We start from the raw sequence: 17,711 nt of genomic DNA, 5'->3' as shown, positions 1-17,711 counted from the left end.
CGCTAGGCCAGGGCGCTTCGGCTCGGTGCCGTCGCCTTGTCGGCGGCGAGGCCGACACCCAGCAGCACGATCGCGCTCGCCAGGTGCAGGAAGTGGTCGGGCGTGTTGAGCGCGAGGATGTTCGCGGCCGTTCCGGCGATGAAGAAGCCGACGACGCCGAGCAGCAGATACGCCGCCCCGACCACGATGTTCGTGGTCTTCGCCGCCGGAATGCTGGCGAGTCCGGCGATGAGCAGCGCGGCACCGATCAGCAGGTGCGCCACGTTGTGCAACGGGTTCACGGCGAAGATGCCGAGCAGCAGCCCGCCCTCGGTGGCGAAGAAGGCCACGCCGCCGGTCACGGCGAAGCCCAGCAGGCCAATGAGCAGGTAGACGGCGCCGAAGATCGTGCCGATCAGACGGTTCGGGGATGTGCGCATTTCGTTTCCTCCTCAGGAGTGGCACGGCGCGAGCGCCGAGCACTGTCGTGGTGTTGCTGGAGGAGTTCGGAGCGGCATCCGAATTGGATTGCGGCACCGGCTGCGCAACGTGAAAGGAGCGGATGCCGTCGGCATCCGCTCCTCGCACACCATCCCGCCTGCGTTACCCGAAGCGGCCGGAGACGTAGTCCTCGGTTGCCTGCACGCTCGGGTTCGAGAAGATCGATGTGGTGTCGTTGTACTCGATGAGCTTGCCCGGCTTGCCGGTGCCGGCGATGTTGAAGAAGGCGGTGCGGTCGGAGACGCGGGAAGCCTGCTGCATGTTGTGGGTCACGATCACGATCGTGTAGTCCTGCTTGAGCTCCTCGATGAGGTCCTCGATGGCGAGCGTCGAGATCGGGTCGAGGGCGGAGCACGGCTCGTCCATCAGCAGCACGTCGGGCTCGACGGCGATCGCGCGGGCGATGCAGAGACGCTGCTGCTGACCGCCGGAGAGTCCGGAGCCGGGCAGGGCCAGCCGGTCCTTCACCTCGTTCCAGAGGTTGGCGCCGCGCAGCGACTTCTCGATCAGGTCGTCGGCGTCGCTCTTGCTCATGCGGGTGTTGTTGAGCTTCACGCCGGCCAGCACGTTGTCGCCGATCGACATCGTCGGGAACGGGTTCGGCCGCTGGAACACCATGCCGACCTGGCGGCGCACGAGCACGGGGTCGACGCCGGGGCCGTAGAGGTTGTTGCCGTCGATCAGCACCTCACCCTCGACGCGGGCGCCGGGGATGACCTCGTGCATGCGGTTGAGGGTGCGCAGGAACGTGGACTTGCCACAACCGGACGGCCCGATGAAGGCCGTGACGGTGCGCGGTTCGATGGTGAGCGTCACATCTTCGACGGCGAGGAACTTGCTGTAGTAGACGTTGAGGTCGTTGACTTCGATGCGCTTGGACATTGATTCCTTGGGTGCTGGTGAGCGGGTGTCGTTGGAGGTCAGCGCGCGATCTTGGGCGCGAAGATTTTGGCGATGAGGCGGGCGGCGACGTTGAGCAGGGCGACGATGAGGATCAGCGTGAGTGCGCCGGCCCACGCTCGGTCGATGTAGGCCTGCGAGTCGGCACCCTGGTTGGCGTACTGGGTGTACACGTACACGGGCAGGGTCATCATGCGCTCGCTGAACAGGTCGTAATTCATGCTGGCGGTGAAGCCGGCGATGATGAGCAGCGGGGCGGTCTCACCGATGACGCGGGCGATCGAGATCATCACGCCGGTGATGATTCCGGCGATGGATGTCGGCAGCACGACCTTGAGCACGGTGAGCCACTTCGGGACACCGAGGGCGAAGGCGGCCTCGCGCAGCTCGTTCGGCACCAGCTTGAGCATCTCCTCGCTGGAGCGCACGACGACGGGGATCATGAGCACGCTGAGTGCGACGGCGCCACCGAAGCCGAAGCGGATGCCCGGGTCATTGAAGAGCAGCGCGAACAGGGCGTAGGCGAAGAGGCCGGCCACGATTGAGGGGATGCCGGTCATCACGTCGACGAAGAAGGTGATGCCGCGGGCCAGGCTGCCTCGGCCGTACTCGACCAGGTAGATGGCGGTGAGCAGGCCGATCGGCACCGAGATCAGCGTCGCGGCGCCGGTCACGAGCAGCGTGCCGACGAGGGCGTGCAGCGCGCCGCCGCCCTCGCCGACCACATTGCGCATCGAGTTGGTGAAGAACTCGATGTCGAAGCGCGGAAGGCCGTTGGTGATCGTGGTGAATGCGACCGAGATCAGGGGGAGCAAGGCGATCGTGAATGCGAGCGAGACGAGCGCGGTGACCAGGCGGTCCTTGGCCTTGCGGGCGCCCTCGACGGCCCGGGAGACGGCCCAGATCGTGAGGCAGTAGAGCAGCACACCGAAGAACACGGCGCCGGCGATGTTGTAGTTCTCCGTGATGCCGCCGGCGAACAGCACGCCGAAGACGGCGGCGCTCACCGCGAGGCTGCCGAAGAAGAGCCACAGATTCGCGGAGCGGGGGAGCTTGCCGGCGGTCAGTGAGTTGCTGATCGGCATCCCGGTTGTCGACGGCGGGCGGGTCGTGGTGAGGCTCATCAGTTCGCTCCAGAGAAGGCCTTGCGGCGGTTGATGATGAAGCGGGCCACCATGTTGACGCCCAGGGTGATCAGGAACAGGATCAGGCCGGTCGCGATCAGGATGTTCACGCCGACGCCGTGCGCCTCGGGGAAGTTGAGGGCGATGTTGGCGGCGATCGTCGAGGGGTTCTGCGACTGCAACAGGGCGAAGCTGATGATGGAGAACGGCGAGAGCACCATGGCGACGGCCATCGTCTCGCCGAGCGCGCGGCCGAGGCCGAGCATGGAGGCGGAGATGATGCCGGGGCGGCCGAAGGGCAGCACCGCCATCTTGATCATCTCCCAGCGCGTGGCGCCGAGGGCCAGCGCGGCCTCCTCGTGCAGGCGAGGCGTCTGGAGGAAGACCTCGCGGCACAGCGCGGTGATGATCGGCAGGATCATGACCGCGAGCACGACGGCCACGGTGAGGATGGTGCGGCCCGTGCCGGAGACCGGCCCGGCGAAGAGCGGGAACCAGCCGAACCACTCGACCAGGCTGGAGTAGAACGGCTGAACGGCCGGGGCGAGAACGCTGATGCCCCAGAGGCCGAAGACCACGGAGGGAACGGCGGCCAGCAGGTCGATCACGTAGCCGAGGCTCTGGGCCAGCTTGCGCGGCGCGTAGTGCGAGATGAAGAGCGCGATGCCGATCGCGAGGGGAACGGCCATCAGCAGGGCGAGGAAGGCTGCCCAGACGGTACCGAAGGCGAGCGGGGCGACGTAGGCCCAGAAGTTTTCTGCATCGCCCTTGAAGTCGGTGGATTCGGCGACGAATGCCGGCATCGACTGCGCCACGAGGAAGATGGCGACGGCGGCGAGCACGACGAGGATCAGGCTTCCGGCCACGACGGTGGCGGTCGAGAAGATGCGGTCGCCTGGGCGTTGTTTGGCCTTGATCGGCGGCGCGACTGCTGTCGTCATGCTGGCTGGATCCCTCGGGTTCGTGTGTGGGAGCGGTCGGTGTTCGTGCTGCTGGTGCTGCGGGTGAATCCGGTGGAACGTGAGTCGCGCCCGGCCGAATCAGCTCGTCGCTGGATCGGCCGGGCGCTGCTCGTGTTACTTGATCGAAGCGACGACCTCGGCGACCTTGGCCTGCAGCTCGGAGGAGAGCGGAGCGGCACCGGCGGATGCCGCGGCCTCCGTCTGACCCTCTTCGCTGGCCATGAAGCCGACGTAGTTCTTGACGAGCTCACCCTGCTCTGCATCGGCGTACTCGGTGCAGACGATCGCGTAGCTCACGAGAACCAGCGGGTAGTGGGTGGGGTCGGTGGTCTTGCGGTCGAGCTCGATCGCGAGGTCGTTGGCCGCACGACCCTCAACGAGCGGCGATCCGTCGACGACGGCGGCTGCGGCCTCGGCGGTGTAGCCGACGAACTCGTCGCCGACCTTGATCTTGGCGACACCGAGGTCACCGGCGCGCGAGGCGTCGGCGTAGCCGATGGTGCCGACACCGTTGGTCACGGCGTCAACGACACCGGAGGTGCCCTGGGCGCCCTCGCCCGTCTGGAACGGGAAGGCATCTGCCGGCTTCTCGGTCCAGACGCTCGGTGCGACCTGGTTGAGGTAGTCGGCGAAGTTCTTGGTGGTGCCGGAGTCGTCCGAGCGGTGCACGGCCGTGATGTTCGTGGCGGGCAGCTTGGCGTCGGCGTTCAGCGCGGCGATGGCCGGGTCGTTCCAGACGGTGATGTCGCCCTTGAAGATCTTGGCGAGCGTGTCGGCGTCCAGGTTCAGCTCGTCAACGCCGTCGACGTTGAAGATCACGGCGATGGGGGAGATGTAGACCGGCAGGTCGACGGCGCTCGTGCCGGGAACGCACATGGCGAACTCGCCTGCGAGCTCCTCGTCCTTGAGGTAGGAGTCGGAACCGGCGAATGCGGCGCCGCCGGCGATGAAGGTCTCGCGACCGGCACCGGAACCCGAGGGGTCGTAGTTGATCGTGACGTCGGGGTTGGTCGTCTGGAACGAGGCGACCCAGGCTTCCTGAGCGGCGCCCTGCGACGATGCGCCTGCGGCGTTGAGCGTTCCCGCGAGGGCCGACGTCTCTTCGCTCGGCTCGGCGGCGGGGCTGGTTGCGCCCTCGTTCGCGGCACACGAGGTCAGTGCAATGGCTGCTGCAACTGCAACGACCGCGGGGCGGCCGAATCGCTTGATGTTCACGAGTATCCCTTTCAGGGGCTTGAATGCTTGACACAGGCCGGTGCTGGCCCGATCACGAAGCTAAGCTCCTCGGTTAACGAGCCTCCCCCGGTGCGGTTAACGCAAGGTAAACGGATGTCGACATTTGCCCGCGCGGCGATCGCTTCCCAGCCGATTCGCAGCCGTGCGCGACGCGAAGCGTCGCGAAAGGCGGCAGCCCGCACTCAGGTAATCTCGGGAACCGCACGCGATGCTTGCACGGTCTCGACAAGCTCAACCAGCGGAGACCACCACGACGAAGCGCGGCTAGCGGACCAGGCGCAGCACAGCGACCGGCGTGCCGGCCAACGGCTTGCTCGTAGCCACGCCATCCGGCGCGAAGCCGTTGCGTCGGTAAAAGGCGAGCGCGCGCGGGTTGTCCTCGGCCATCCAGAGGAAAGCAGGCTCGCCGCCGATGCTGGCGTCGAGCAGGCCCTGAGCCGCACCGCTGCCGTGATGGCTGGCAAGAACGTAGATGCCCTCAAGCTCCCTGGCACGGGGCGCGTCGGGGTCGCGGCCGGCGCTCGCTGACGCCCATCCGATGACGCGTGTGCCCTCGAGCGCCACGAAGACCTCGGTGCCGCCCTCGGCGAGGATCGACGCCCAACGCGCCGTGCGCTCCGAGAGATCGAGCCCGGCGAGAGTCTCGGCAGGCAGAAGGTGCACGTAGGCCTCGCGCCAGGCCTGCAGGTGGACCTGTGCAATGTCCTCGGCGTCGCTCGATAGCGCCGGACGCACGCTGATGGCGGATCCCATGATGAACCGCTAGACGCGGGGGGAGTGCGTCTCGATCGCGATGATGCCGGAGCTCGGGTTCGTGAGCGAGAGGTGCACGATCGAGAACGCGCCGGTCTCGAGCGCCGCGGCATCCGAGAGGTAGGAGCCCTGCGTCGTGCCCGTCGCCAGTGCGATCTCGCGCAGGATGTCGGGCAGCACGGGTCCGTGGCTGCAGATCACAGCCGTCTTGCGGGCGCGCACGCGCTTGCCGACGACGGCGCGCACATCGCTCGTGCCGTCCTCCCATGCGTCCTGGCTGATCAGATCGCTGCGGCGGATCTCGTGGCCGATGGCGACCGCGAGCGGCGTCACCGTGGTGACGCAGCGGGTCGCGGTGCTTGAGACGATGCGGCGCGGGCTCCACGCGGCGATCGTCGGAACGATGCTGGCCGCCTGCTGCACTCCGCGGACCGTCAAGGGCCGGGTGGCATCCGGGCCGTCCCAGGCCGATGGCGCCATCGCCTTGCCGTGGCGGAGGGCGATGATCGCGAAGGTCGAGGTGACCCCGGCGTCGACGAGGGCAGCGAACTGTTCGAGGATCTCGACGTCGGTGGGATAGCTCAGATAGCTCCGTGCCCGCTTGACGGTGACCCACTCCAGCGCGGCCACCTCGCCGTTGGGCACGAAGGTCGAGCGGCGGATCGCCTCCTCGCTCACCTCGGCCGACCAGTAGTGCACGATCTTCTCGCGGCCGTTGCCGAGCGGGTAGTTCGCGACGCCGACGGGCACGCCGAGGGAGACGGCGAGGCCGGTCTCCTCGAGGATCTCGCGCACAGCGGTCTGCGGCAGTGATTCTCCGGGGTCGACCTTTCCCTTGGGGATGGTGACATCACCGTGAACGGTGCGGTGAATCACCAGCACCATCATCTTGCCGTCGACGATGCGCCAGCACACGGCACCCGCCGCATAGATTGCTGTTGTCAACGACGGCCCCCTGGCCGCTTCCTGTGCATGATTTGCTGCATCAGCCTATTTTGCATGTCATCGAGCGGATGCCCCGCATCGTCGAGGTGGTGCCTCGTCCATTCGCCGTCCGCTCCGAGCGACCACGCGCTCGTCCGCGGGTCGAATGCGCGGTCGAACAGGCCGCTGATCTGGGCCAGGTGGTCAGGGTCGACCAGACGCACGAGCGCCTCGACCCTGCGGTCGAGGTTGCGGTGCATCATGTCGGCGCTGCCGATGTAGACCTGCGGGTCGCCGTCATTCAGGAAGCTGAAGATGCGCGAGTGCTCGAGGTAGCGGCCGAGAATCGAGCGCACCGTGATGTTCTCGCTCATGCCCTCGACGCCCGGCTTCAGGCTGCAGATGCCGCGCACCCAGACCTCGATCGGCACACCGGCGTTGCTGGCCTGGTAGAGCGCGTCGATGATCGCCTCGTCGACCATGGAGTTGACCTTGATGCGGATGCCGGCCGGCCGGCCGGCCAGCGCGTTGGCCGTCTCGTCGGTGATCCGCTTGAGCAGCCCCTTGCGCAGGTGCAGCGGGGCGACGAGCAGCCGCTTGAACTTCTTCTCGATGGCGTAGCCGCTCAGCTCGTTGAAGAGCCTGGTGAGGTCTTTTCCGACCTGGTCGTCGGCGGTGAACAGGCCGAGATCCTCGTAGATGCGGCTGGTCTTCGGGTTGTAGTTTCCGGTGCCGATGTGGCTGTAGTGGCGGAGCTCGCCCTTCTCCTGACGGATGACGAGCGCGAGCTTGCAGTGCGTCTTCAACCCGACGAGGCCGTAGACCACGTGCACGCCGGCCTTCTCGAGCTTGCGCGCCCAGCTGATGTTGGCCTGCTCGTCGAAGCGCGCCATGATCTCGACCAGCGCCAGCACCTGCTTGCCGGACTCGGCGGCGTCGATGAGGGCCTCGACGATGGGGCTGTCGCCGGATGTGCGATAGAGCGTCTGCTTGATGGCGAGCACATCGGGGTCGGCTGCCGCCTGCTCGATGAATGCCTGCACACTGGTGGCGAACGACTCGTACGGGTGGTGCACAAGGATGTCGCCGCGCGAAATCGACGCGAAGACGTCGGGCGCCGAGTTGGGCTCGATCGGCTGCAACTGCATGCTCGTCGTCGGCACGTGCTTGGGGTAGCGCAGATCGGGCCGGTCGATGCGCCCGAGGTCGAACAGGCCGCCGAGGTCCAGCGGCGACGGCAGCCGGTACACCTCCTGATCGGTGACGGCGAGCTCGCGCACAAGTAGGCCGAGCGTGACGTCGTCCATGTCGTCGGTGACCTCGAGCCGGATCGGCGGGCCGAAGCGTCGCCGCAGCAACTCCTTCTCCAAGGCCTGGATCAGGTTCTCCGTCTCGTCCTCATCGACGGCGACATCCTCGTTGCGCGTGACGCGGAACACATGGTGGGCGACGATCTCCATGCCGGGGAACAGGTCGCTGAGGTGGTTGGCGATCAGGTCCTCGAGCGTGATGAAGCGCTGGCGGCCGGGCTCGCCCGCGCTGATCTCGAGGAAGCGGGGCAGCATCTGCGGCACCTTGAGGCGCGCGAACTCCTGTCGGCCGGTGCGGGTGTTGCGCACGCGCACCGAGAGGTTGAGCGAGAGCCCCGAGATGTACGGGAACGGGTGCGCCGGGTCGACGGCGAGCGGCATCAGCACCGGGAAGATCTGGCGCGAGAAGTAGTCGTGCAGGCGCTCCTGCTCCGCGACATCCAGTGCATCCCAGCGCACGATGTCGATGCCGGCCTCGCGGAGAGCCGGGCTGACCAGTTCCTGGTAGACGGCGGCGTGGCGCTCCTGCAGCTCATGCGCGCGCCGCGAGATGTCCTCGAGCACGTCGTGCGGGGCACGGCCGACGTTGGTCGGCAGGGCCAGGCCGGTCAGGATGCGGCGCTTCAGGCCGGCGACTCGCACCATGAAGAACTCGTCGAGGTTGCTGGCGAAGATGGCGAGGAAGTTGGTGCGTTCCAGCACGGGAACCGTTGGGTCCTCTGCGAGCTCAAGCACGCGCTGATTGAACGCCAGCCAGCTCAGTTCTCGGTCAAGGAAGCGCTCCTCGGGCAGGTCGGCGGCGCCAGCAGTATCGAACGGCTCAAAGTCGTCGTCGAAATCGCGGCCAAGGCCGGTGTCCAGCAAGTTGTCGACATCCATCTCAACATCATGGCACCCCGTTGTGCGTGCGCGGTTGCCGAAATGTAAACGCCGGGTGACGCGGGCCGTGCTCAGGCGGTGTTCTGCTCGTCTTCGCTCACGTTGAAGCGGTAGCCGACATTGCGCACCGTGCCGATGACGGACTCGAGGTCGCCGAGCTTCGCGCGCAGCCGTCGCACGTGCACATCGACGGTGCGGGTACCGCCGAAGTAGTCGTAGCCCCACACCTCGCTCAGCAGCTGTTCGCGCGTGAAGACACGGCTGGGGTTGCCGGCCAGGAACCGCAACAACTCGAACTCCTTGTAGGTGAGGTCGAGTGGCTTGCCCCGCACCTTTGCCGAATAGCTGGCCTCGTCGATGACGACGCCGGAGGTCTTGATCGTCGAAGAGACGACGGGAACGGCACGGACGGAGGCCAGGCGGATGCGTGCGTCGATCTCCGCAGGGCCGGCCGAGTCGAGCACGACATCGTCCACGCCCCACTCCGGGCTGACAGCCGTGAGGCCGCCCTCGGTCAGGACGAGCATGATGGGCATGGCGAGGCCCGTGGCGCGCAGCATCGAGCAGAGGCTCTTCGCCTGCACGAGGTTGACGCGTGCATCGACGATGATCAGATCGGCTTCGGGCGCTGCAAGGAGCTGGTCCAACTGCGGCGGCAGCGTGCGTACCCGGTGTGAGAGCAGGGCGAGCGCGGGTAGTACGTCATTGTTCACTGCCGACGTCAGGATCAACAACTGCGCCACGCGCATCCTCCAGCTTTATCGTGGCGCTCAGCATATCCTGCTCGCGGGGCGTGTCTGCACGGGGCACAATAGGAGCATGGCCGACGCGCTGCAGCATGACACCCCCACGGATCCGGCGTGGGAAGGACGAAACGGCGTGCGTCGTGCGTGGCAGAGCATCCTGCCGATCTGGTTCATCGCACTGCTGGGCGCCGTGCTCACCGCCATCATCGCCGAGACAGAGCTCGCGCTTGGCGGCATCAGCCTCACGCTCGCCGTGAGCACGATCGCCGCGCTCGCGGTGCAGTTGGCGACGCGACGCAAAGAGGGATTCGTGAGTCGGGTGACGGCGAGCCTCGTCGGCAGCGCCGTGATCCTGGCGATCGCCACCATCGTCTTCGTGATCGTGGCATCCGCCACCGGAGTGCAGCTGCTGCACCGCTAGCTGGCGAAGCTGATCGGCATGGGTAGACTCGGAGCATGTCAGACCTTGCTCTCGAACTCACCTTCATCGGCCTGCTCGCTCTGGCCAGTTTGGCCATCGTCTGGATCTCCGGCGTCGTCGTCTACAAGCTGTGGCGGGGCCAGCGGTAACACCGCATGATCGAGATCCCGCTCGGCCTTCCCGCCGAACTCGTTCCCCTCTCCTGGTTGCTCGGCGTCTGGGAGGGATCCGGCGTACTCGACTACGCCATCGATCCACCCGCCGGATCGGGCGAATCCGCAGAAGCCACGAGACTCACCCGGGAATTCGGGCAGCGCGTCAGCTTCAGCCACGACGGCCTGCCGTACTTGAGCTACAGCTCGTACAGCTGGCTGTATCCGACGGAGGAGGGCGGCGAGCCGACTCCGCTCGTGACCGAGACCGGGTACTGGCGTCTCGGCCGGCCACTCGGCGACGCCGACACCGGCCCCGGCATGCTCCCCGGAACCGGAGCGCCGCGCTACACCGACGCCGATGCGGTTGAGACGCTCCGCAACGCAGACGGCGGCTTCGACCTCGAGGTCGCGATCGTGCACCCGGACGGCGTCAGCGAGCTCTACCTCGGCCAGGTCAAGGGCCCGCGCATCGATCTGGTGACGGATGCCGTCATGCGCACCCAGACCGCCAAGCACTACTCGGCGGCGACGCGAATCTACGGCCTCGTCGACAATCACCTGCTCTGGGCCTGGGACATCGCCGCTCTCGGCCAGCCGCTGCGCACTCACGCCTCTGGGCGCCTCGCCAAAGTCGACTGACCTCACCGGAATAGCGCGGGCAGCTCCGCTGGTTGAGCTTGTCGAAACCGAAATGAATCGAGCATCATGACCGACCCAGCCACCTCAGTTCCCGCCTCCCCGTTCCTCGGGCTGCCGGCGGCCGTGCCGGCCGATGGCCTCGACGCGGGGGTCGCCGCCCACTACGGCAACCCGATGATCGAGCAGCGCAAACTCGCCGCCGGTCAGGCGATTGTCGATCTCTCGCACCGCGGCGTGCTCAGCGTCACCGGCCCCGACCGGCGCAGCTGGCTGAACAGCATGACCTCGCAGGCGCTCGACCGGCTGGAGCCGGGAGAGTCGAGCGAGACCCTCGTGCTCGACGCCACCGGCCGGGTCGAGTACGACGTGCGCGTGTTCGATGACGGCGTCACCGCCTGGCTGCTGCTCGAGGCGCAGGAGCTGCCAGGGCTCAAGACGTGGCTCGAGCGGATGAAGTTCATGCTCCGGGTCGAGATCGCCGACGAGTCAGAGAATTACGCGACGGTGGGAACGATGGCGGCGGATGCCGCGGCCCTCACCGCTCTCGCGCTGCCCATCGCCGCGCCGAATGACATCCCGCTCGCCTGGGCAGACCCGTGGAGCGCGGTCGTGGCCGGTGGCTGGCAGTACGCGGTTGCCGAGGGGCACCCGGCATCCGCCTGGCACTGGAACGAGGTTCTCGTGCCGCGCGCGGAGCTGCCGGCGCTCGCTCAGCGCGTGCGCTCCGGCGAGCTGTCCGTCGCAGGAACACTCGCCCTGGAGGCGCTGCGGATCGCCGCCTGGCGCCCGCGCCTGGCCCTGGAGGGCGACGAGAAGACGATCCCGCACGAGCTGGACTGGCTGCGCAGCGCCGTGCACCTGAACAAGGGCTGCTACCGCGGGCAGGAGACGGTGGCGAAGGTGCACAACCTCGGCCACCCGCCCCGCCGGCTGGTCATGCTGCACCTGGACGGCTCGGACACGATCCTCCCCGTGCACGGCGACGAGGTGCTGGCCGAGAAGGTGCGGCCGGAGACCGAGGCGGAGTGGAAGGTGGTCGGCCAGATCACGAGCGCCGCGATCCACCACGAGCTCGGCCCGATCGCGCTCGCCGTGGTCAAGCGCGCGGTTCCCGTCAGTGTGCAGCTCGAGGTGCACGCGCACGGCGAGAAGGTCGCGGCGGCGCAGGAGGCGATCGTGCCGACGGATGCCGGTGCCGAAGCGAACATCCCGCGGCTGCCGCGTCTCGGTGCCCGCACGCACTAGGCGCGCAGTTTGCCGGTCGAGCCCTCCCGCAGGTCGGGCCCGCTGGGCCTGCTCCTCAGCTCAAACAATGACGTCGCTGCTCGGGCCCCAGATGGGCAGGTCTGTTGCGTTTTTCTGTGGGTGGGGCCCAATCAGCGACGCCATAACTCGACACCCCGCAGGCCCACCGGGCCCTCCGCACTAGAGCCAGCGGAAACCGTTGGGCTCGACCGAGCTCCACGGGACGGTCAGCTCGCCGAGGCGCCATCGGGTGCGGCCGCCGTGCACGGGCCAGCCCTCCGTGCGGAGCCCCTCGACCGTCGCCAGCCAGCGCTGCACGGGACCGTAGGCGGCCAGCGCCGCGTTGTACTGCCAGTGCCGGTCGAGCAGAGCGAGCAGCTCGTGCACCTTCTCGCCGTCGACGTTGCGATGGATCAGCGCCTTCGGCAACCGCTCGGCCACGATCGACGGCTTGTCGAGACCGTCGAGGCGCAGTGCGATTGAGAACGTCTCAGGGCCCTCGGCGCCGACCGCCACCCACGCGGCGATGCGGCCGATCTCATCGCAGGTGCCGTCGATGAGCACGCCGTTCGGCTGCAGGCGAGTCACGAGCATCCGCCAGGCCGGAAGCACTTCGGCCTCGTCGTACTGGCGCAGCACGTTGAGGGCGCGGATGACGGCGGCTAGGCGTCCGGCGGGCAGCGGCACCTCGAAGCCGCCGAGCGCGAAGCGCACCGCGGCGTCCGGGGCAAAACCCGTCTGACCGGCACGCACAGCCTCCAGCTGGTCGCTCGCACCGCGCACCCGGGCCGGGTCGATCTCGAGACCGAGCACCTCGACATCCGCGCGGGACTTGGCCAGGCGCTGGTGCAGTTCGAGGCTGGTCACGGCGCTCGCGCCGTAGCCGAGGTCGACGACGAGCGGGTCTGCGCTCGTGCGCAGCACGGGCAGCGTCTGGGTCCAGCGGTCGATGCGGCGCAGACGATTCGTGTTCGTCGTGCCGCGTGTGATCGTTCCGACTGGCATCCCCCAATTCTGCCACTGCCTTGCGGAACGCAGGCGCAGGGCGGTGCCCGGCCTCGGGGCGCACGGCGTAACGATCGTCCTCTGGTGTGCCCGTCATCCGTAGAATGGATCGCATGACTGCGCCTTACACACTCATCTTGCTGCGCCACGGCAACAGCACCTGGAACCAGGCCAACCTCTTCACCGGCTGGGTCGACGTCCGTCTGAGCGAGCAGGGCGAGGCCGAAGCGGCCCGCGCCGGCGAGCTCCTCGCCGAGGCCGGCCTGCTGCCGGACATCCTGCACACCTCCGTGCTCACCCGCGCCATCCAGACCGCGAACATCGCCCTCGACAAGGCCGACCGCTCCTGGATCGACGTCAAGCGCAGCTGGCGCCTCAACGAGCGCCACTACGGCGCCCTGCAGGGCCTGGACAAGGCGGAGACGCTGGAGAAGTACGGTCCAGAGCAGTTCCAGCTGTGGCGTCGCTCCTTCGACGTGCCGCCGCCCGTGCTGGCCGACGACGCCGAGTACTCGCAGGTCGGCGACCCCCGCTACGCGAACCTCGCCGACGACGAGCTGCCCCGCACGGAGTGCCTCAAGGACGTCATCGTGCGCATGCTGCCGTACTGGGAGGACGACATCTCCTCCGACCTCCGCACGGGCAAGACGGTTCTCGTCACCGCCCACGGCAACTCGCTGCGCGCCCTCGTCAAGCACCTCGACGGCATCAGCGACGAGGACATCGCCGAGCTCAACATCCCCACAGGCATCCCGCTGGTCTACAAGCTCGGCGAAGACCTCATGCCCCTCGGCCCCGGCGAGTACCTCGACCCCGAGGCTGCAGCGGCCGGCGCGGCCGCGGTGGCCGCCCAGGGCAAGAAGTAGCACGCGGGGCCGCTTAACGACGAAGACTCCGGATGCCACGGCATCCGGAGTCTTCGTCGTTAAGTTCAGACGCTCGGGGCGTCCGGGTCCCAGTCGCCGGTCGCCAGGTAGAGCACCTTCTTGGCGATCGAGACGGCGTGGTCGGCGAAACGCTCGTGGTAGCGGCTGGCCAGGGTGGCGTCGACGGTGTCGGCGGCCTCGCCCTTCCAGGTCTCGCCGAGAACCTTGTCGAAGACCTTGAGGTGCAGCGCGTCGATCTCGTCGTCGTCGTTGCGGATCGTCTCGGCCATCTTCACGTCCTGGGAGCGCAGCAGCTCGGTGAGCTTCTGCGCGATCTCGACGTCGAGCCGGCCCATCTCCGCGAACGTTCCGCGCAGCGACTTGGGCACGACCTTGTCCGGGAAACGGTAGCGGGCGAGCTGGGCGATGTGGGTCGACATGTCACCCATGCGCTCGAGCGACGCGCTGATGCGCAATGCGCTCACCACGATGCGGAGATCGCGGGCGACGGGCTGCTGCCTCGCCAAGATCATGATGGCGAGCTCGTCGAGGGCGACGGTGAGTCCATCGATCTTGTCGTCGTCGGCGATCACCTCCTCGGCCAGGGTGACGTCCGATTCGTTGAACGCCCTTGTCGCCTTATCGATGGAGATGGCTACGAGGCCGCTGAGTTCGACGAGTCGATCCTGCACCTCGCGGAGCTCCTGCTGAAATACTTCACGCACGGCTAATCTGTCCTTCCTGCCGACGGGAGCGCCCGGCATCCGAGACCCGAGTGGCCCCCCGCTAGATGATGACTCCGCCAGGTTAACAAACGGTGCCCTCAGGCTGAACACTCGGCAAAGGAGGGGCCATCTGCGGCCTAACGGAGCAGTACGCCCCATTGGGTTCACTACTCTAGTGGGCATGGACTCCACCTGGTTGGTGCTGCTCGCTCTGGCACTCGGCCTCGCAGTGGGCGCGGGCTTTGTCACGATGCTTCACCTCGCCGAACGCCGAGGCGCATCTGCGGCCGGCGTTGTCAGCCCCCGCATACCCGACGGTATCGATCAAGTGCTCGAAGCGCTCGAATCGGCCGGCGTCGTGCTCGACCCATCGCACAACGTGATGAAGGTCTCGCCGGGCGCGTTGGCCATGGGGCTGGTGTGGAACGGTGCTCTCGTGCACCCGGAATTGCTGGAGCTCGTCGACGAGGTGCGCAGGGGCGGCGAGCCGATCAGTCGCGAGCTCGTGCTCAAGCGCGGGCCATTCGGTGACGCGAGCATGTATCTGAGTGTGCGGGTGGCCAGGCTCGGCACGCGTTTCGTGTTGCTGCTGGCCGACGACCGCACCGAGTCGCACCGACTCGACGATGTGCGCCGCGACTTCGTGGCCAATGTCAGCCACGAGCTCAAGACTCCGATCGCCTCTGTCGGCCTGCTCGCCGAGGCGCTGGACGCCGCGGCCGACGAGCCGGAGCAGGTGCGCCGTTTCGCCAACAGGCTCACCAGTGAATCCGCCCGTCTGGCCCGCCTCACGCAGGAGATCATCGAACTCTCCCGACTGCAGGCCCAGGATGCCGTCGCCGAGGCCAGGCCGGTCGACATCGACGCCATCGTCGTCGCGGCGATCGACCAGAACCGCGTGATCGCGGAGGGCAACGGCATCGAGATCGCGCTCGGCAAGAAGTCCGGAGCCCGGGTCTACGGCGACGAGTCGCTGCTCGTGATGGCCGTCAACAACCTCGTCGCCAACGCCGTCAACTACTCGCCGCCCGGCTCGCGCGTCGGCGTCGGTGTGAAGCACGCCGACGGCGTGGTCGAGATCGTCGTCACCGATCAGGGCGTCGGCATTCCGGAAGAAGACCAGGACCGCGTGTTTGAGCGCTTCTTCCGCGTCGACCAGGCCCGCGCCCGCAACACGGGCGGAACCGGGCTCGGGCTCAGCATCGTCAAGCACGCCGTGCAGAACCACGGCGGCGACATCCGTGTCTGGTCACAGCCAGGCCTCGGCTCGTCCTTCACCATCCGCCTTCCCGAACTGAAGGCAGACCAAGCATCCGAAACCCTGGGAGACCCCGCGTGACACGAATCCTGTTGATCGAAGACGAGCCTGCGCTCAGCGAGCCCCTGAGCTTCCTGCTCGAGCGGGAGGGCTACGAGGTCACCGTGGCCGCCGACGGCCCGAGCGCACTGCGCGAATTCGATCGCACGGGCGCCGATCTGTTGTTGCTCGACCTGATGCTGCCCGGAATCCCCGGCACGGAGGTCTGCCGCGAGATCCGCCAGCGCTCGAGCGTTCCGATCATCATGCTCACGGCCAAGGACTCCGAGGTCGACATCGTCGTTGGGCTGGAACTCGGCGCCGACGACTACATGACCAAGCCGTACTCAACCCGTGAGCTGCTGGCCCGTGTGCGCGCCGTGCTGCGCCGTCACGTCGACACGGACTCCGAGGACGACAGCGTGATCGAGGCCGGCGCCGTGCGCATGGACATCGAGCGGCACACGGTGAGTGTGAATGGCGACCTCATTCCCATGCCGCTGAAGGAATTCGAGCTGCTTGAGCTGCTGATGCGCAACGCGGGTCGTGTGCTCACGCGGGGCCAGCTGATCGACCGGGTGTGGGGCACCGACTACTTCGGAGACACGAAGACCCTCGACGTGCACATCAAGCGCATCCGCTCGCGGATCGAGCCCGTGCCATCGGAACCGGCGATGTTGTTGACCGTGCGTGGTCTCGGGTACCGCTTCGAGGCCTGAGCCGCGGCATCCGACGGCCTGCACACAGGACCCGCACAATTCAGTCAGTAGACACAGAAGAGGCGCACCCGCGGGTGCGCCTCTTCTGTGTTCTGAGTTATGCGGTGCGTCAGTCGCGCGGTGCCTTGGGCGCGAGAGTGGAGTACTCCGGCAGCTGCGTGGTGAGCACGGGAACGAGCAGCTCACGGCCGTCGGTGTCGCCGGACTGGAAGTAGACGGGCAGGAGTGCGCCGGGCTGCGTGCCCATGTCGACGAGCGTGATCGTCTCGCCGTCCGGCAGGCCGAAGGGCGTGCTGGAGTTGGCGTCGAGCGTGACCGTCTCGGTTGCGTCTTCGCCGTCGGACTCGTACTGCACGGTGACGCGGGCGCTCTCGTCCGTGGTGTTCACCAAGGTGACGACCAGGTTGCCGAGTTCGCCGTCGTCGCTGATGATGACTGCGTTGCGCACATCGACGCCGCCGAGGTTGGCGCTCACGCCGTCGCTGGCGTCATAGTGCTTCGTCGTGGCCTGCGGGGCCACCAAATTGCAACCGGCGGTGCCGACCAGAAGGCCAGCAGCCAAGAGAACGGATGCCGCGATACGCGCCTTCACAAGACCTCCAAAAAAGTTGCGCTCCCTCACCAGCAGTTGCAGCGGGTGATCTGGGGAACGCGTGCGAAATTCGCTACGAGTTTAGCCTATAGGAGCGGGCGGCCTCCGGCAGCAAGGCGAACCTTACCACTATTGCGGCTGTGGTATCATAGAGGTTGCTGAAGGGATATCAATTCATGCTTTTTGAGGTTGGCGAAACCGTCGTTTACCCGCACCACGGTGCTGCAACGATCATCGAAATCAAGACCCGTGTCATCAAGGGTGAAGAGAAGCTCTACCTCAAGCTCAATGTCACCCAGGGTGACTTGACCATTGAGGTTCCCGCTGAGAACGTCGATCTCGTCGGTGTGCGAGACGTCATCGGCCGGGAAGGGCTCGACCGCGTGTTCGAGGTGCTCCGCGCGCCGTTCACCGAGGAGCCCACCAACTGGTCGCGTCGGTACAAGGCGAACCTGGAGAAATTGGCATCCGGCGATGTCATCAAGGTGTCCGAGGTCGTCCGCGACCTGTGGCGCCGTGACCAGGACCGCGGCCTCTCGGCCGGCGAGAAGCGGATGCTGGCCAAGGCCCGTCAGATTCTGATCTCCGAGCTCGCGCTCGCGGAGAAGACCGACGAGGAGAAGGCCTCCACCGTGCTCGACGAGGTTCTCGCCTCGTAGACGTCGAGTTTCTCGGATCACCCGATCCACTGTTTGTTGCGAACGCCCCGGCCTGCTGGCCGGGGCGTTCCTGC

General features: G+C 67.1%; 19 protein-coding genes. 7 read left to right on the top strand and 12 right to left on the bottom strand.

What is annotated here, in order from left to right:
- Window positions 1-2: 2 nt before the first annotated feature.
- The 9 genes from ASC66_RS07665 to ASC66_RS07625 form a co-directional block, all read right to left on the bottom strand.
- Window positions 3-419: a DUF4383 domain-containing protein gene (locus ASC66_RS07665; RefSeq protein ID WP_055837228.1), complete on the bottom strand. Its 417-nt coding sequence runs from the start codon at window positions 417-419 to the stop codon at window positions 3-5.
- A gap of 163 nt (window positions 420-582) precedes the next feature.
- The gene (gene pstB, locus ASC66_RS07660; protein ID WP_055837224.1) at window positions 583-1,362 is read right to left on the bottom strand and encodes a phosphate ABC transporter ATP-binding protein PstB; all 780 of its coding nucleotides are present in this window, start codon (window positions 1,360-1,362) and stop codon (window positions 583-585) included.
- 38 nt (window positions 1,363-1,400) lie between these two features.
- Entirely contained in the window at window positions 1,401-2,504 is a 1,104-nt protein-coding gene (gene pstA / locus ASC66_RS07655; RefSeq protein ID WP_055837221.1) for a phosphate ABC transporter permease PstA, read from the bottom strand.
- Window positions 2,504-3,445, bottom strand: coding sequence for a phosphate ABC transporter permease subunit PstC (gene pstC, locus ASC66_RS07650; protein ID WP_055837219.1), 942 nt, complete (start codon window positions 3,443-3,445; stop codon window positions 2,504-2,506). Before pstC ends, pstA begins: the two co-directional genes overlap by 1 nt.
- Before the next feature lie 135 nt (window positions 3,446-3,580).
- The gene (gene pstS, locus ASC66_RS07645; RefSeq protein ID WP_055837218.1) at window positions 3,581-4,681 is read right to left on the bottom strand and encodes a phosphate ABC transporter substrate-binding protein PstS; all 1,101 of its coding nucleotides are present in this window, start codon (window positions 4,679-4,681) and stop codon (window positions 3,581-3,583) included.
- Between the two features lie 285 nt (window positions 4,682-4,966).
- Window positions 4,967-5,455: a GNAT family N-acetyltransferase gene (locus ASC66_RS07640; RefSeq protein ID WP_055837215.1), complete on the bottom strand. Its 489-nt coding sequence runs from the start codon at window positions 5,453-5,455 to the stop codon at window positions 4,967-4,969.
- A gap of 9 nt (window positions 5,456-5,464) precedes the next feature.
- Window positions 5,465-6,400, bottom strand: a complete 936-nt coding sequence (locus ASC66_RS07635; protein ID WP_055837212.1) for an NUDIX hydrolase — start codon at window positions 6,398-6,400, stop codon at window positions 5,465-5,467.
- On the bottom strand, window positions 6,397-8,568 hold the full coding sequence (locus ASC66_RS07630; protein WP_055837209.1) for an RNA degradosome polyphosphate kinase: 2,172 nt from the start codon (window positions 8,566-8,568) through the stop codon (window positions 6,397-6,399). The genes ASC66_RS07635 and ASC66_RS07630 overlap by 4 nt, the downstream gene beginning before the upstream one ends.
- Window positions 8,569-8,639: 71 nt before the next feature.
- Window positions 8,640-9,311: a winged helix-turn-helix transcriptional regulator gene (locus ASC66_RS07625; RefSeq protein WP_055838376.1), complete on the bottom strand. Its 672-nt coding sequence runs from the start codon at window positions 9,309-9,311 to the stop codon at window positions 8,640-8,642.
- A 76-nt stretch (window positions 9,312-9,387) separates the two neighbouring features.
- On the opposite strand from ASC66_RS07625, the gene ASC66_RS07620 reads away from it, so the two are divergent.
- The 3 genes from ASC66_RS07620 to ygfZ all read left to right on the top strand — a co-directional run bounded on the left by ASC66_RS07620 (window position 9,388) and on the right by ygfZ (window position 11,774).
- Window positions 9,388-9,735, top strand: a complete 348-nt coding sequence (locus tag ASC66_RS07620; RefSeq protein ID WP_055837207.1) for a hypothetical protein — start codon at window positions 9,388-9,390, stop codon at window positions 9,733-9,735.
- 155 nt (window positions 9,736-9,890) lie between these two features.
- Entirely contained in the window at window positions 9,891-10,529 is a 639-nt protein-coding gene (locus tag ASC66_RS07615; protein ID WP_055837204.1) for a nitrobindin family protein, read from the top strand.
- 66 nt (window positions 10,530-10,595) lie between these two features.
- Window positions 10,596-11,774: a CAF17-like 4Fe-4S cluster assembly/insertion protein YgfZ gene (gene ygfZ, locus ASC66_RS07610; RefSeq protein WP_055837201.1), complete on the top strand. Its 1,179-nt coding sequence runs from the start codon at window positions 10,596-10,598 to the stop codon at window positions 11,772-11,774.
- A gap of 180 nt (window positions 11,775-11,954) precedes the next feature.
- On the opposite strand, the gene ASC66_RS07605 is transcribed toward ygfZ, so the two are convergent.
- Window positions 11,955-12,779: a hypothetical protein gene (locus ASC66_RS07605; RefSeq protein ID WP_055837198.1), complete on the bottom strand. Its 825-nt coding sequence runs from the start codon at window positions 12,777-12,779 to the stop codon at window positions 11,955-11,957.
- Window positions 12,780-12,892: 113 nt separating this feature from the next.
- Between ASC66_RS07605 and ASC66_RS07600 the strand changes: the two genes are divergently transcribed.
- The gene (locus tag ASC66_RS07600; protein WP_055838373.1) at window positions 12,893-13,645 is read left to right on the top strand and encodes a phosphoglyceromutase; all 753 of its coding nucleotides are present in this window, start codon (window positions 12,893-12,895) and stop codon (window positions 13,643-13,645) included.
- A 65-nt stretch (window positions 13,646-13,710) separates the two neighbouring features.
- Here ASC66_RS07600 and phoU read toward each other — a convergent pair whose 3' ends face one another.
- Window positions 13,711-14,370, bottom strand: a complete 660-nt coding sequence (phoU, locus tag ASC66_RS07595) for a phosphate signaling complex protein PhoU (protein WP_055837196.1) — start codon at window positions 14,368-14,370, stop codon at window positions 13,711-13,713.
- A gap of 181 nt (window positions 14,371-14,551) precedes the next feature.
- Here phoU and ASC66_RS07590 point away from each other — a divergent pair, with 181 nt between their 5' ends.
- Both ASC66_RS07590 and ASC66_RS07585 read left to right on the top strand, forming a co-directional pair.
- A complete protein-coding gene (locus ASC66_RS07590) occupies window positions 14,552-15,709 on the top strand; it encodes a sensor histidine kinase (RefSeq protein WP_055838370.1) in 1,158 nt (385 codons plus the stop codon).
- Complete coding sequence (locus tag ASC66_RS07585) at window positions 15,706-16,386, top strand: response regulator (protein ID WP_055837193.1); 681 nt, start codon at window positions 15,706-15,708, stop codon at window positions 16,384-16,386. Before ASC66_RS07590 ends, ASC66_RS07585 begins: the two co-directional genes overlap by 4 nt.
- Before the next feature lie 109 nt (window positions 16,387-16,495).
- Here ASC66_RS07585 and ASC66_RS07580 read toward each other — a convergent pair whose 3' ends face one another.
- Window positions 16,496-16,978 carry a hypothetical protein gene (locus ASC66_RS07580; protein WP_055837190.1) on the bottom strand — a complete coding sequence of 161 codons (483 nt, stop codon included), beginning with the start codon at window positions 16,976-16,978 and terminating at the stop codon, window positions 16,496-16,498.
- Between the two features lie 176 nt (window positions 16,979-17,154).
- Here ASC66_RS07580 and ASC66_RS07575 point away from each other — a divergent pair, with 176 nt between their 5' ends.
- The gene (locus ASC66_RS07575) at window positions 17,155-17,637 is read left to right on the top strand and encodes a CarD family transcriptional regulator (RefSeq protein ID WP_055837187.1); all 483 of its coding nucleotides are present in this window, start codon (window positions 17,155-17,157) and stop codon (window positions 17,635-17,637) included.
- Window positions 17,638-17,711: the final 74 nt, after the last annotated feature.

Origin of the sequence: Leifsonia sp. Root4, assembly GCF_001425085.1 — a bacterium.
GTDB lineage: Bacteria > Actinomycetota > Actinomycetes > Actinomycetales > Microbacteriaceae > Microterricola.
The sequence above is the reverse complement of the archived record's forward strand: the minus strand, read 5'-3'. Positions and strand labels throughout refer to the sequence as shown.